This window comes from Citrobacter arsenatis, from assembly GCF_004353845.1.
Taxonomy (GTDB): domain Bacteria; phylum Pseudomonadota; class Gammaproteobacteria; order Enterobacterales; family Enterobacteriaceae; genus Citrobacter; species Citrobacter arsenatis.
The window spans coordinates 4,873,124-4,888,029 of record NZ_CP037864.1 but is presented as its reverse complement, the minus strand read 5'-3'; the positions used below and the strand labels follow the sequence as shown (position 1 = coordinate 4,888,029).

General features: G+C 54.2%; 9 protein-coding genes. 7 read left to right on the top strand and 2 right to left on the bottom strand.

Annotation, left to right across the window (positions count from 1 at the left end):
* The first annotated feature begins 8 nt into the window (after positions 1-8).
* Genes glgC through glgP form a run of 3 tightly spaced genes read left to right on the top strand, consistent with a single transcriptional unit; the run spans position 9 to position 5,204 of the window.
* Complete coding sequence (gene glgC / locus E1B03_RS24600) at positions 9-1,304, top strand: glucose-1-phosphate adenylyltransferase (RefSeq protein WP_103769569.1); 1,296 nt, start codon at positions 9-11, stop codon at positions 1,302-1,304.
* Positions 1,304-2,737, top strand: coding sequence for a glycogen synthase GlgA (gene glgA / locus E1B03_RS24595; protein ID WP_047408145.1), 1,434 nt, complete (start codon positions 1,304-1,306; stop codon positions 2,735-2,737). Before glgC ends, glgA begins: the two co-directional genes overlap by 1 nt.
* Before the next feature lie 19 nt (positions 2,738-2,756).
* Positions 2,757-5,204 (top strand): glycogen phosphorylase, encoded by a 2,448-nt coding sequence (gene glgP / locus E1B03_RS24590; RefSeq protein WP_133087075.1) that lies wholly within the window; start codon positions 2,757-2,759, stop codon positions 5,202-5,204.
* Positions 5,205-5,424: 220 nt separating this feature from the next.
* Here glgP and glpD read toward each other — a convergent pair whose 3' ends face one another.
* Positions 5,425-6,933 (bottom strand): glycerol-3-phosphate dehydrogenase, encoded by a 1,509-nt coding sequence (gene glpD / locus E1B03_RS24585; RefSeq protein WP_133087074.1) that lies wholly within the window; start codon positions 6,931-6,933, stop codon positions 5,425-5,427.
* Between the two features lie 198 nt (positions 6,934-7,131).
* On the opposite strand from glpD, the gene glpE reads away from it, so the two are divergent.
* From glpE to E1B03_RS24570, 3 genes are all read left to right on the top strand, one after another.
* On the top strand, positions 7,132-7,458 hold the full coding sequence (gene glpE / locus E1B03_RS24580; protein ID WP_103769572.1) for a thiosulfate sulfurtransferase GlpE: 327 nt from the start codon (positions 7,132-7,134) through the stop codon (positions 7,456-7,458).
* A 75-nt stretch (positions 7,459-7,533) separates the two neighbouring features.
* Positions 7,534-8,367 (top strand): rhomboid family intramembrane serine protease GlpG, encoded by an 834-nt coding sequence (glpG, locus tag E1B03_RS24575; RefSeq protein WP_133087073.1) that lies wholly within the window; start codon positions 7,534-7,536, stop codon positions 8,365-8,367.
* A 45-nt stretch (positions 8,368-8,412) separates the two neighbouring features.
* Positions 8,413-9,171, top strand: coding sequence for a DeoR/GlpR family transcriptional regulator (locus E1B03_RS24570; RefSeq protein WP_003023499.1), 759 nt, complete (start codon positions 8,413-8,415; stop codon positions 9,169-9,171).
* Positions 9,172-9,207: 36 nt separating this feature from the next.
* Here E1B03_RS24570 and malT read toward each other — a convergent pair whose 3' ends face one another.
* Positions 9,208-11,913, bottom strand: a complete 2,706-nt coding sequence (gene malT, locus E1B03_RS24565; protein WP_133087072.1) for an HTH-type transcriptional regulator MalT — start codon at positions 11,911-11,913, stop codon at positions 9,208-9,210.
* Positions 11,914-12,511: 598 nt separating this feature from the next.
* Between malT and malP the strand changes: the two genes are divergently transcribed.
* Positions 12,512-14,905, top strand: coding sequence for a maltodextrin phosphorylase (gene malP / locus E1B03_RS24560; protein ID WP_133087071.1), 2,394 nt, complete (start codon positions 12,512-12,514; stop codon positions 14,903-14,905).
* The last annotated feature ends 1 nt before the right edge of the window (position 14,906 follow it).

The following is a 14,906-nucleotide window of genomic DNA, read 5'->3' as shown; positions in this document are numbered from 1 at the left end:
AGTTAGTCATGGTGAGTTTAGAGAAGAACGATCGTGTAATGTTGGCGCGCCAGCTGCCATTAAAATCTGTTGCCCTGATCCTGGCCGGTGGCCGCGGCACCCGCCTGAAAGATTTAACCAACAAACGTGCCAAGCCGGCCGTGCACTTTGGCGGTAAGTTCCGCATTATCGATTTTGCTTTATCCAACTGTATTAACTCTGGAATCCGCCGTATTGGTGTGATCACCCAGTACCAGTCCCACACGCTGGTACAACATATTCAGCGCGGCTGGTCGTTCTTTAGCGAAGAGATGAACGAGTTTGTCGATTTGCTGCCTGCCCAACAGAGAATGCAGGGTGAAAACTGGTATCGCGGCACGGCGGATGCGGTGACCCAAAACCTGGACATCATTCGACGCTATAAAGCGGAATATGTAGTGATCCTTGCGGGCGATCATATCTACAAACAGGACTACTCACGCATGCTGATCGACCACGTCGAGAAAGGCGCGCGTTGCACCGTAGCCTGTATGCCAGTGCCTATTGAAGAGGCCAGCGCGTTTGGCGTGATGGACGTGGACGATACCGATAAAATTATCGAGTTCGTTGAAAAACCTGCCAACCCGCCCGCTATGCCAGGCGATCCGACCAAATCCCTTGCCAGTATGGGGATCTACATTTTTAACGCCGATTACCTTTATGAATTGTTGGCGGAAGATGACCTCGATGAAAACTCCAGTCACGATTTTGGGAAAGACATTATTCCGAAAATCACCGAAGCTGGCATGGCGTATGCACATCCATTCCCGTTGTCCTGCGTGCAGTCTGACCCGGAATCCGAGCCGTACTGGCGTGATGTGGGTACGCTGGAAGCCTACTGGAAGGCGAACCTCGATCTGGCTTCGGTGACGCCTGAACTGGATATGTACGACCAGGACTGGCCAATCCGAACGCACATGGAGTCTCTGCCGCCGGCTAAATTTGTTCAGGACCGTTCCGGTAGCCACGGAATGACGCTGAACTCGCTGGTTTCCGGCGGCTGTATTATTTCTGGTTCAGTGGTGGTGCAGTCCGTTTTGTTCCCGCGAGTGCGGGTGAATTCATTCTGTAACATTGATTCGGCAGTGTTGTTACCTGAAGTGTGGGTGGGACGTTCGTGCCGCTTACGTCGTTGCATTATCGACCGCGCCTGCGTTATTCCTGAAGGCATGGTGATTGGTGAGAACGCGGAAGAAGATGCGCGTCGTTTCTACCGTTCAGAGGAAGGTATTGTGCTGGTCACGCGTGAAATGCTGCGCAAACTGCAGATCAAACAGGAGCGATAATGCAGGTTTTACACGTTTGTTCAGAGATGTTCCCCCTGTTAAAAACCGGGGGACTGGCGGATGTTATTGGGGCGTTACCCGCAGCGCAAATAGCGGACGGTGTGGATGCCCGCGTGCTGCTCCCGGCGTTTCCTGATATTCGTCGCGGCATTCCCGATGCACAAGTCGTGACGCGTCGGGATACCTTCGCCGGACGTATCACGCTGCTGTTCGGACATTTCAACGGCGTAGGTATTTACCTGATTGACGCGCCGCATCTCTATGACCGCCCCGGTAGCCCGTATCACGACACTAACCTGTTTGCCTATACCGATAACGTGCTGCGTTTTGCGCTGCTGGGTTGGGTCGGCTGTGAAATGGCCTGCGGCTTTGACCCATTCTGGCGCCCGGATGTGGTGCATGCGCACGACTGGCATGCCGGACTGGCCCCGGCGTATCTGGCGGCGCGCGGCCATCCGGCGAAATCGGTGTTCACCGTCCACAACCTGGCGTATCAAGGCATGTTTTATGCAAAGCATATGGATGACATCCAATTGCCATGGTCGTTCTTTAATGTGCACGGACTGGAGTTTAACGGACAAATTTCGTTCCTGAAGGCCGGATTGTACTACGCCGACCATATTACGGCGGTCAGTCCGACCTACGCGCGAGAAATTACCGAGCCGCAGTTCGCCTACGGCATGGAAGGTCTGTTGCAGCAGCGTCATCGTGAAGGCCGTCTTTCCGGCGTGCTGAACGGCGTTGATGAAAAAATCTGGAGCCCGGAAACCGATCTGCTACTGGCGTCGCGATATACGCGCGACACGCTGGAGGAAAAGGCGGAGAACAAACGTCAGCTACAGATTGCGATGGGACTTAAGGTTAACGATAAAGTGCCGCTGTTTGCAGTCGTCAGCCGCCTGACCAGTCAGAAAGGGCTGGATCTGGTGCTGGAAGCGCTGCCGGGGTTGTTAGAGCAGGGGGGACAGCTGGCATTGCTTGGCGCGGGCGATCCGGTTTTACAGGAAGGTTTCCTCGCCGCGGCGGCGGAACATCCAGGGCAAGTGGGCGTGCAGATTGGCTATCACGAAGCCTTTTCGCACCGCATTATGGGTGGGGCCGATGTCATATTGGTTCCCAGCCGTTTCGAGCCGTGTGGCTTAACGCAGTTGTATGGACTGAAGTACGGTACGCTGCCGCTGGTGCGGCGCACCGGTGGGCTGGCTGATACGGTCTCTGACAGTTCGCTGGAAAACCTGGCGGACGGTATCGCCAGTGGGTTTGTATTTGAAGATAGTAATGCCTGGTCGCTGCTACGCGCGATCCGGCGTGCTTTCGTATTGTGGTCCCGGCCTTCGCTGTGGCGGTTTGTACAACGTCAGGCCATGACCATGGATTTTAGCTGGCAAGTCGCGGCGAAGTCATACCGTGAGCTTTACTATCGCTTGAAATAGATATCCAGGAATCACCTATATGAATGCTCCATTTACTTATGCATCGCCCACACTCAGCGTAGAGGCACTTAAGCATTCTATCGCCTACAAGCTGATGTTCACGATTGGTAAGGACCCGGTCATTGCCAATAAACATGAGTGGCTGAACGCCACGTTGTTCGCGGTGCGCGATCGTCTCGTGGAGCGCTGGCTGCGTTCTAACCGTGCGCAATTGTCCCAGGAAACTCGTCAGGTCTATTACCTGTCAATGGAGTTTTTGATTGGCCGCACGCTTTCCAATGCACTGTTATCGTTGGGTATTTATGATGATGTCAAAAATGCGCTGGAAGGTATGGGGTTGGATCTTGAAGATCTGATCGACGAAGAAAACGACCCAGGTCTTGGCAACGGTGGTCTCGGTCGCCTGGCGGCCTGCTTCCTCGACTCACTGGCTACGCTGGGTTTGCCGGGACGCGGCTACGGTATTCGGTATGACTACGGCATGTTCAAACAGAACATTGTTGATGGCCGGCAGAAAGAGTCGCCGGACTACTGGCTGGAATACGGTAACCCGTGGGAGTTCAAACGCCACAATACGCGCTACAAAGTGCGCTTTGGCGGGCGTATTCAGCAGGAAGGCAAGAAAACGCGCTGGATAGAAACCGAAGAGATCCTCGCGGTCGCCTACGACCAGATTATTCCCGGTTACGACACCGACGCCACCAACACGCTGCGCCTGTGGAATGCCCAGGCCAGTAGTGAGATCAATCTCGGTAAATTTAACCAGGGCGACTACTTTGCGGCGGTGGAAGATAAAAACCACTCCGAGAACGTCTCCCGCGTACTGTACCCGGACGACTCCACCTATTCGGGACGCGAACTACGTTTGCGCCAGGAGTATTTCCTCGTCTCTTCCACGGTGCAGGACATCCTGAGCCGTCATTACCAACTGCACAAAACCTACGACAATCTGGCGGATAAAATCGCCATTCACCTCAACGACACCCATCCGGTGCTGTCGATTCCTGAGCTGATGCGCCTGCTGATCGATGAACACAAGTTCAGTTGGGACGATGCGTTTGAGGTCTGCTGCCAGGTCTTCTCGTATACCAACCACACCCTGATGAGCGAAGCGCTGGAGACATGGCCCGTCGATATGCTGGGCAAAATTCTGCCGCGTCATCTGCAAATCATCTTCGAAATCAATGACTACTTCCTGAAGACGTTGCAGGAACAGTACCCGAACGATACCAGCCTGCTGGGTAGGACGTCGATTATCGATGAATCTAATGGCCGCCGCGTACGTATGGCATGGCTGGCGGTGGTGGTGAGCCACAAGGTTAACGGCGTTTCCGAGCTGCACTCCAACCTGATGGTGCAGTCGCTGTTTGCTGATTTTGCGAAGATTTTCCCGACTCGCTTTTGCAACGTTACCAACGGCGTGACGCCGCGCCGCTGGTTGGCGCTGGCTAACCCGTCGCTCTCTGAAGTGCTGGATGAGAACATCGGCCGCACCTGGCGAACCGATCTCAGCCAGCTCAGCGAGCTTGAGCAGCATTGCGATTACCCGCTGGTAAATCAGGCGGTGCGTCGTGCGAAGCTCGAGAACAAAAAGCGACTGGCCACGCTCATTGCCCAGCAGCTTAACGTGGTGGTGAACCCGAAATCGCTGTTTGATGTGCAGATCAAGCGTATTCACGAATACAAACGCCAGTTGATGAACGTGCTGCATGTGATCACCCGCTACAACCGTATTAAGGCCGATCCTGACGCTGAGTGGGTGCCGCGTGTGAATATCTTCGCCGGTAAAGCGGCTTCGGCCTATTACATGGCGAAGCACATTATTCACCTGATCAACGACGTCGCGAAAGTGATCAACAACGATCCGCTAATTGGCGACAAGCTGAAAGTGGTGTTTATCCCCAACTACAGCGTCAGCCTGGCGCAGGTGATTATTCCTGCTGCCGATCTGTCTGAGCAGATTTCTCTGGCCGGGACCGAAGCCTCTGGTACCAGTAATATGAAATTTGCCCTCAACGGCGCGCTGACCATTGGCACGCTGGACGGTGCCAACGTCGAGATGCTGGAGCATGTGGGCGCAGAGAATATCTTTATCTTTGGTAATACGGCGGAAGAGGTCGAGGCTTTACGCAGCCAGGGCTACAAGCCGCGTGAGTATTACGAGAAAGACGAAGAGCTGCACCAAGTGCTGACGCAGATCGGCAGCGGCGTATTCAGCCCTGAGGAGCCGGGACGCTATCGCGATCTGGTGGACTCACTGATCAACTTTGGCGACCACTATCAGGTTCTGGCGGATTACCGCAGCTATGTTGACTGCCAGGATAAGGTGGATGAACTGTATCGTCACCCGGAAGAGTGGACCACCAAGTCGATGATTAATATCGCCAACATGGGGTACTTCTCGTCGGACAGGACGATTAAAGAGTACGCCGAAAACATCTGGCATATTGATTCGGTGCGGTTGTAACACCCGATGCCGGGGGCGCTTCGCTTGCCCGGCCTACGTTTATATACTGATGTAGGCCGGATAAGGCGCTAGCCGCCATCCGGCAAAAATGTCCGGGGCGCTTCGCTTGCCTGGCCTACGTTTATGCACACTTTTGTAGGCCGGATAAGGCGTAAGCCGCCATCCGGCAAAATGCCCGGTGGCGCTGACGCTTACCGGGCATTTTTTTATAGCGTGTGTATTAAGACGCCAGCGACAGCTGGTGTTTCGCGATATACTCCGACAACCACTGGGTCATGCGCGACTGCTGCTCAGCGTTCAGCCACATACCTTCTTTCGTGCGACGCCACAGCGCATCTTCCGCACGACGAACCCATTCGTGATCGACCAGATATTTCAGCTCGGCCTCATAGAACTCATGACCAAAGTCTTCGCCTAACTCGGCAAGCGAGGTGGCTTCGCCGATGACCCATTCGGTGTTGCTGCCGTAGGTGCGAGAATAATGGCGTGCCAGCGACTCGGTCAGGAACGGGTAGCGACGGCGCAGTTTGGCCGCGTAATCTTCGCGATCGCCACCAATGTCGCCGCCTGGCAGAATGCACTCTTTCGTCCACGCCGGACCAATTCCCTGATAGTAGGACGCCAGTTTTTCCATCGCGTGCTCAGCCAGCTTACGGTAGGTTGTCAGCTTACCGCCAAAGACCGACAGCAACGGCGCTTTGCCGTTTTCGTCGTGGATATCCAGCGTGTAATCACGGGTGATAGCCTGCGGCGAGTCGGACTCGTCATCGCACAGCGGACGCACGCCTGAGTAAGTCCAGACGATATCATCACGGCCCAGCTGTTTCTTAAAGTGCGCGTTGTAGACCTTCAGCAGGTAATTGATTTCGCTCTCATCAATTTTCACCGCTTTCGGGTCGCCTTTGTATTCGACGTCAGTCGTGCCGATGATCGAGAATTCGTCCATCCATGGGATGACAAACACGATACGTTTATCTTCGTTTTGCAGTATATAAGCCTGCTTCTGGGTATGTACGCGCGGAACCACGATGTGGCTGCCTTTAATCAGGCGAATGCCGTACGGTGATGGCAGGTGCATGCCGTCGTCGAAGAACTCTTTCACCCACGGCCCGGTGGCATTGACCAGGCCACGCGCCTGCCAGGTGTGCTTTTTGCCGGTATCGATATCTTCAGCTTCAACAATCCACAAACCGTTTTCACGGCGAGCGGAGGTGGCACGCGTGCGGGTTAATACTTCTCCGCCTTTACGTACAACCATTTGGGCATTTGCCAAAACCAGTCGCGCATCGTCTACCCAGCAGTCGGAATATTCGAAACCGCGCACAATCTCAGGTTTCATTACGGAATCCGCGCCAAAACGCAAACTGGTAGAACTCGGCAAACTGGTGCGTTTGCCCAGATGATCGTACATAAACAAACCAATGCGGATCATCCACGCCGGGCGCAGGTGCGGGCGATGGGGCAGACGAAAGCGCATCGGGAAGGCGATATGCGGTGCCATTTTCAACAGCACTTCACGTTCGGCCAGCGCTTCGCTCACCAGGCGAAATTCGTAATGCTCCAGGTAGCGCAGGCCACCGTGGATGAGTTTGGAGCTAGCGGAGGAGGTGGCACAGGCTAAATCCTGCGCTTCCAGCATCAGCACGGATAAACCGCGTCCAGCGGCATCTGCCGCGATACCGGCACCATTGATGCCTCCACCTATCACAATCAGATCTTTGGTTTCCATGCTGGCCTCTCGCACTTTCGTTATAGCTCATTAATGTTCGTTATCGAGCATAATAGCAAAGATTCGCGCCATTGGTAACATCGGATAAACAATTTACAGTGATACATATAACATTATGGCGTTTAACTGCCGTCGGGACGTACACTAAGCAGTAGCATGTCCGAAAAGCGTCACCTGCCATATAAAGAAGAGAGAGCAATGGATCAGTTTGAATGTATTAATGTCGAAGAAGCGCATCAGAAGCTGCATCAGGGGAGCGCGGTGTTAGTGGATATCCGCGATCCGCAAAGCTATGCGATGGGTCATGCCCCGCAGGCGTTTCATCTGACGAATGACACGCTGGGGTCGTTTATGCGCGAGCATGATTTCGACACCGCCGTGTTGGTGATGTGTTATCACGGCAACAGCAGTAAAGGAGCGGCGCAATATCTTCTTCAGCAGGGCTATGACGCGGTTTACAGCGTTGACGGCGGCTTCGACGCCTGGCATCGACATTTTCCGGCAGAAGTGACATACGGTTCGTAAGCTAACAAAGATGCAGCCTGAAACGGGCAGGATATATATACTGTCCTCTTTTGTGTGGAATAAGCGACAGCAACCATGTTGATGATTACCTCTTTTGCTAACCCCCGCGTGGCGCAGGCATTTGTTGATTATATGGCGACACAGGGCGTTATCCTGACGATTCAACAACATCAGCAAACGGATGTCTGGCTGGCGGATGAGTCCCAGGCCGAGCGCGTGCATGCTGAACTGGCGCGATTTTTGGAGAATCCGGGCGATCCGCGTTATCTTGCGGCAAGCTGGCAGTCGGGTCAGACCGACAGTGGTCTGCGCTACCAACGTTATCCGTTCCTGGCCACATTGCGCGAACGCGCAGGCCCGGTAACCTGGGGTGTAATGGCCGCATGTGTGCTGGTGTTTATCGCCATGAACGTGCTGGGCGACCAGGCGGTGATGCTCTGGCTGTCATGGCCGTTTGACCCTTCGCTGAAATTTGAATTCTGGCGTTATTTCACCCACGCTTTTATGCACTTCTCGCTGATGCATATTCTGTTCAACCTACTGTGGTGGTGGTATCTCGGCGGCGCGGTTGAAAAGCGTTTGGGCAGCGGAAAACTGATTGTCATTACCGTGATCAGCGCTCTGCTGAGTGGCTATGTTCAGCAGAAATTTAGCGGTCCGTGGTTTGGTGGACTGTCTGGCGTGGTATATGCGCTGATGGGCTATGTGTGGTTGCGCGGCGAGCGCGATCCGCAAAGCGGTATTTTCCTGCAGCGTGGTTTGATTATCTTTGCTTTGGTCTGGATTGTTGCCGGCTGGTTTGATCTGTTCGGCATGTCGATGGCTAACGGCGCACATATCGCCGGGCTGGCCGTGGGTCTGGCAATGGCGTTTGCCGATACGATGAATGTGCGGAAACGAACTTTGTAGGCCGGATAAGCGTTAGCGCATCCGGCAAAATTTCAGGGAACACTAATGAAGCAAACACAACGACATGACGCGATCATCGAGCTGGTAAAAAAACAGGGATACGTCAGTACTGAGGAGCTGGTGGAGCATTTCTCCGTCAGCCCGCAGACGATTCGCCGCGATCTTAACGATCTGGCCGATCAGAACATGATTTTGCGCCATCACGGTGGCGCGGCGCTGCCATCCAGCTCGGTCAACACCCCGTGGCATGACCGTAAAGCGACGCAGACGGCGGAAAAAGAGCGCATTGCCCGCAAAGTTGCCACGCAGATCCCGAACGGCTCTACGCTGTTTATTGATATCGGTACTACGCCGGAAGCGGTGGCTCACGCGCTGCTTAATCACAGCAATTTACGCATCGTGACCAACAACCTTAATGTGGCGAACACGCTGATGGCGAAAGAGGATTTCCGCATAATCCTCGCCGGTGGTGAATTGCGTAGCCGCGACGGCGGTATTATGGGCGAAGCGACCCTCGACTTTATTTCCCAGTTCCGTCTGGACTTCGGCATCTTAGGGATCAGCGGCATCGACAGCGATGGTTCTCTGCTGGAGTTTGATTATCACGAAGTTCGCACCAAACGCGCGATCATTGAGAATTCACGCCATGTAATGCTGGTGGTGGACCACTCGAAGTTTGGTCGTAACGCGATGGTGAATATGGGCAGTATCAGCATGGTGGATGCGGTGTATACCGACACGCTGCCGCCCGCTGGCGTGATGCAGGTTATCGCGGACCATCATATTCAGTTAGAGCTGTGCTAAGTTAATGCCTGATAAGCGTAGCGCATCAGGCATTAACTAAACCCCATAGCCCATCATCTTCAGCAGCTTCTGCGCATGTTGCACCGCATCCTGGCGATGTGCGACGCCGAGCTTCTGGTACAAATTGCGGATGTGCGTTTTGATGGTCGTTGCCGCGACGGCCAGCTCTCCGGCGATCTGCTCGTTGCTGTAGCCCGAATATATCAGTCCCAGAACCTGCCATTCGCGCTGGGTCAGCGGGCTGGTGCGGATAAGCTCCGGCACTTCCGGGTGCGTCAGCAGACGCTCAACGAACCCTTCATCGAAGTGGGCGAATTTATGGCGGTGGTGCTGGTTAATCTCCCGCAAAATACGCTGGGCGCGGTGCTGATCGAGTTCCGGCAAAGTATTGAGCTGAATCAGCTGACGCAGTTGCTGCGCCATGGCCTCGCCTTCAATAACAAAATGGCTGATAAACCCGGTGCGGTTCGCCAGCTGCAGCGCATCAAGTAATACGCGCTGGGCGTCATTTTTGCGTCCTGCCTGCCAGTACAGCTGATTAAGCAGCAGCAGGTTACGGTTCAGATCGCTCATTAAGCGCAGGTTACGCGCATTTTCATTTAACTCTTCCAGCACAATTTCAGCCGGCTCAAACTCGCCAAGCAGGATCTGCGCGCGGGCGATGTTGCGCCACTGGCTTTGCAGGAAGTGGTTATTGGCGAATTCCGGTTTCGGCGTGTGGCGCAGCCAGTTGGCGGCCGAGTTTTTGTCGCCCACCATTTGCCAGTAAATCACCCGCACCTTATCGGCGTTGGAGATCCAGTCGCTGTGATAGTGACCGTTGCCCAACAGGTTTTCCAGACGGTTGAGCAGACTACGCGCATTGTCCAGATCGCCCCGTGCCAGCGAACATTGAATCAGCAGCGCCAGGCACTGTAGCTGTTGCTGCGGCTGGAAAGTGGAGAGCAGTTCAATACCCGAGCGGGCAGACGCTTCAGACTCGTCCAGACGCGCCCACGCCCACAGGAGCTGCGCGCGAATACGCACCAGGAATTCGTGCATCGGCAGTTGTTCCAGATGCTGCTCTTTGATCAGTTGAAACGCTTTTTCCTGAGTCTCCCAGGCGGCCTGTAAAAAGCCCTGGGCAAACAAAATCTCGCTTTGCTGGATAAGGCTCCACAGCGCGTAATGCCAGACGTCATGGTGGCGGGCCATTTGCTCGGTTTGCTGCATCAATGCCAGGGAACGCGTGAGATCGCCCTTACAGTGCAGGACTTCGCCGTGTACTGAGGTGGCGACGATACGGCTATAGAACCAGGCGATGGGTAACTCATCCAGCGCCAGTTTCGCCAGACGCTCGGCTTCGTCGGGGTTACCGTCGTTAATCGCTACCTGCGCCCGCAGGGCGTTAAATTCGGCGTGTAGCGTCGGTTCCATGTCGCCTTTTATTTCCTGCTCCGCGCGCGCCAGCAGGGTGTTAACCTCTCCGTAGCGGTGCTGGCTTTGCATTAGCCAGGCCTGGAGCAGAACCAGACGCGGATTTTCCAGCAGGCTTTCCCACGGCAGGGCTTTCAGCGACTCTTCCAGCAGCGTCAACTCGCTGTGGTTAAACAGTCCCCACGCATGGTTAAGCAGAATATCGCGGAGCATATGGGCGTCGCCAGCCGCCAGCGCGTGGTGGATAGCTTCGCTGGGGAAACCTTGCGCCATCCAGCTTTCCGCGGCGGCGCGGTGTATTTCAGGCAGTTCGTTCGCCAGCTCCCATTGGCAGCGCTGGCGTAAAAAGCTACCAAACAGCGGGTGATAACTGAACCACTCGCCAACGTCATCCATCCGTTGCAGGAATAACCCCTGGCGCTCAATTTCTTCCAGCCGCATCTGGCCGTTTTCTTCCCCAGTGACCCGGACGATCAGCGCATCGTTCATGGAACGCAGAATGGCGCTTTTCAACAGGAAGTGACGGGTGCCGAGGTCGACGCTGTCCAGCACTTCATCAACCAGGTAATCGGACAGATGGCTGGCGTTGATCCCGGCGAGGCGACGTGCCGACTGGTGAGCGGAGTTATTGTTCTGGCGGGCGGAAAGAGCGATCAGTTGTAACGCTGTGGCCCAGCCAGCAACGTCATCGCACATCCGGCTGCTTTCTGCCGCTTCAATGGGAGAGGACAAACGTCGGTCGAAAAATTGTTTGGCTTCCTGATGGTTAAAGGCTAACTGTTGGCTGCCTATCTCCAGCAGCTGGTCGCGTACCCGCAGGTTAGCAATGCCCAACTGCGGCAGGTTACGTGACAGCACCACCAGCGTGAGGTTTTCAGGCTGGTGACGCAGGAAGAAACGCATGGCTTCGTGAATAGCCGGATTGGAGATTAAATGATAATCATCCACCACCAGGTAGAGCGGACGGTGCCACTCGGCCAGTTCGATAAATAGCTGGGCAAACAGTGACGTCAGGCTGGCGTATTGGCGCTTTTGCACCATCGCTTCGCTGGTGGTGCAGTGTCCACCTGTCGCCTGTTGGATTGCGGCAATCAGATAGCTGGCAAAGCGCTCTTGCTGATTATCACCTTCATCCAGAGAGTACCAGCCTAAGTCGTTCTTCCCCGCCGCCCATTGTGAAACCAGCGTCGTTTTTCCATAACCAGCAGGACTTGTTATCAGAGCGAGCCTGAAATTGTTCGCGCCGGAAAGTTTAGCCAACAGGCGCTCACGAACCACCGTATGGTCGAGACGAACCGGACGACTTAATTTAGACGGAATCAACATAAGTTAGTCACTTCACTGTGTGAAAATGGGGAAGAATGATTTTTTTTGCGCTTCGTAATTAATAGATATAAGGTCGGCCAGATTAGTGTTTTATGCAAGCTAAGCGGACTTTTTGTGTGTCTGATTTTGCACTATGTCACAAATCTATACATCTATTAGATTAATTGCTTTAAACAGTCGCAACGGGCGTGGCGACTGGATCCGTCGTTATTTTAGCTGTGCCGAAAATTCCCTCTATTTTTGTGCGCCTACTCAGGTGGTTAATAAAAATTGCCAAAATTTGTGGCCGACTTAAAGAGTTTCATGTGAATTATCTGATCTGGCCCAGGTATTTCAGGTTAGAAACTATTTCTCTGTTTACACATTGTTTCCTAAAGTCATCCTGCTATTTGATATTGTCGATTTATCCTTTGCTATTAACGCGTCATCCGTAGGCGTTATGCGGCGGTTACGCCCCCTTTAAGTGGTGGCGATCACACTTTTATGCTCATCCCCGCTCCTCCTCCCTGCCTAATCCGTGCCAGGATGAGGAATGTCAACAACGAGCCAGGCAAACTAGCGATAACGTTGTTTTATTACCTAAGGATCTGGAACCCCTATGTCACAGCCTACTTTCAACAAAGATCAATTTCAGGCTGCCCTGACGCGTCAGTGGCAGCGCTTCGGTTTACTGTCGGCTCAAGAAATGACGTCGCGCCAATGGTGGCAGGCAGTGAGTGGGGCGTTGGCTGAGTTACTCAGCGCCCAGCCTGCGGCAAAACCGGCAAAAAATCAGCGTCACGTTAACTACATCTCGATGGAGTTTTTGATTGGCCGTCTGACCGGCAACAACTTACTCAATCTCGGCTGGTATCAGGCGGTGAGCGATGAGCTGAAAGCGCATGACGTCAACCTGACCGACCTGCTGGAAGAAGAGATCGATCCGGCGTTGGGTAACGGTGGATTGGGACGCCTGGCGGCCTGCTTCCTTGATTCGATGGCGACAGTCGGCCAGTCGGCGACCGGTTACGGCCTCAACTATCAGTACGGTTTATTCCGTCAGTCGTTTGCCGATGGGCAACAGATGGAAGCCCCGGACGACTGGCATCGCGGCAGCTATCCGTGGTTCCGTCACAACGAGGCGCTGGATGTGCAGGTTGGGATTGGCGGCAAGGTCACTAAAGAAGGGCACTGGGAGCCTGGATTTATCATTACCGGCCAGGCCTGGGATCTTCCGGTTCTTGGCTATCGCAACAGCGTGGCGCAGCCGCTGCGTCTATGGCAGGCCAGCCACGCGCATCCATTTAACCTGACCAAATTTAACGACGGCGATTTCCTGCGCGCAGAGCAGCAGGGCATCGACGCCGAAAAACTGACTAAAGTGCTGTACCCGAACGACAACCACACCGCAGGTAAAAAGCTGCGCCTGATGCAGCAGTATTTCCAGTGCGCCTGCTCCGTAGCTGACATTCTGCGCCGCCATCATCTGGCAGGGCGTAAGCTGCATGAGCTGGCTGATTACGAAGTGATTCAGCTTAACGATACTCACCCGACCATCGCGATCCCAGAGCTGCTGCGCGTGCTGATTGATGAGCACCAAATGAGCTGGGACGACGCGTGGGCGATTACCAGCAAAACCTTCGCTTACACCAACCACACCCTGATGCCGGAAGCGTTAGAGTGCTGGGACGAGAAGCTGGTGAAAGCGCTTCTGCCGCGCCACATGCAAATCATCAAAGAGATTAACGACCGCTTTAAGACATTGGTCGATAAAACCTGGCCGGGTGATGCTGAAGTCTGGGCGAAACTGGCGGTGGTGCACAACAAACAGGTACGTATGGCCAACATGTGCGTGGTCAGCGGCTTTGCGGTTAACGGCGTGGCGGCGCTGCACTCCGATCTGGTGGTGAAAGATCTGTTCCCGGAATATCACCAGCTTTGGCCGAACAAATTCCATAACGTCACTAACGGGATTACCCCACGTCGCTGGATTAAGCAGTGCAACCCGGCGCTTGCCGCACTGTTAGATAAATCGCTGAAAAAAGAGTGGGCCAACGATCTTGACCAGTTGATAAACCTGGAAAAATACGCCGACGACGCGAAGTTCCGTCAGCAGTATCGTGACATCAAGCTGGCGAACAAAGAGCGTCTGGTGAAGTTTATTAAAGCGCGTACCGGTATTGAGATAACGACCAACGCGATTTTTGATATTCAGATCAAACGTCTGCACGAGTACAAGCGCCAGCACCTCAACCTGCTGCATATTCTGGCGTTGTACAAAGAAATCCGTGAGAACCCACAGGCAGATCGCGTGCCGCGCGTATTCCTGTTTGGCGCAAAAGCTGCACCGGGTTACTACCTGGCGAAAAATATCATCTTCGCTATCAACAAGGTTGCACAAACCATCAATAACGACCCGAAAGTCGGCGACAAGCTGAAGGTCGTCTTCCTGCCGGATTATTGTGTCTCGGCGGCGGAAATGCTGATCCCGGCGGCGGATATCTCTGAGCAAATTTCTACCGCTGGGAAAGAGGCTTCCGGCACCGGCAACATGAAGCTGGCGCTGAACGGTGCGTTAACCGTCGGCACCCTGGATGGCGCAAACGTCGAAATCGCCGAGAAAGTGGGTGACGAGAATATCTTTATCTTTGGTCATACCGTGGAAGAGGTGAAGGCGCTCAAAGCCAAAGGCTACGATCCGGTGAAATGGCGTAAGAAAGACAAAGTGCTGGATGCCGTCCTGAAAGAGCTGGAAAGCGGGAAATACAGCGATGGCGACAAGCATGCCTTCGACCAGATGCTGCACAGTATCGGCAAGCAGGGCGGCGACCCGTATCTGGTGATGGCGGACTTCGCGGCCTACGTTGAAGCTCAGAAGCAGGTTGACGTGTTGTATCGTGACCAGGACGCCTGGACCCGGGCGGCGATTCTGAATACTGCACGTTGCGGCATGTTCAGTTCGGATCGCTCCATCCGCGATTATCAGGCTCGTATCTGGCAGGCGAAACGTTAAG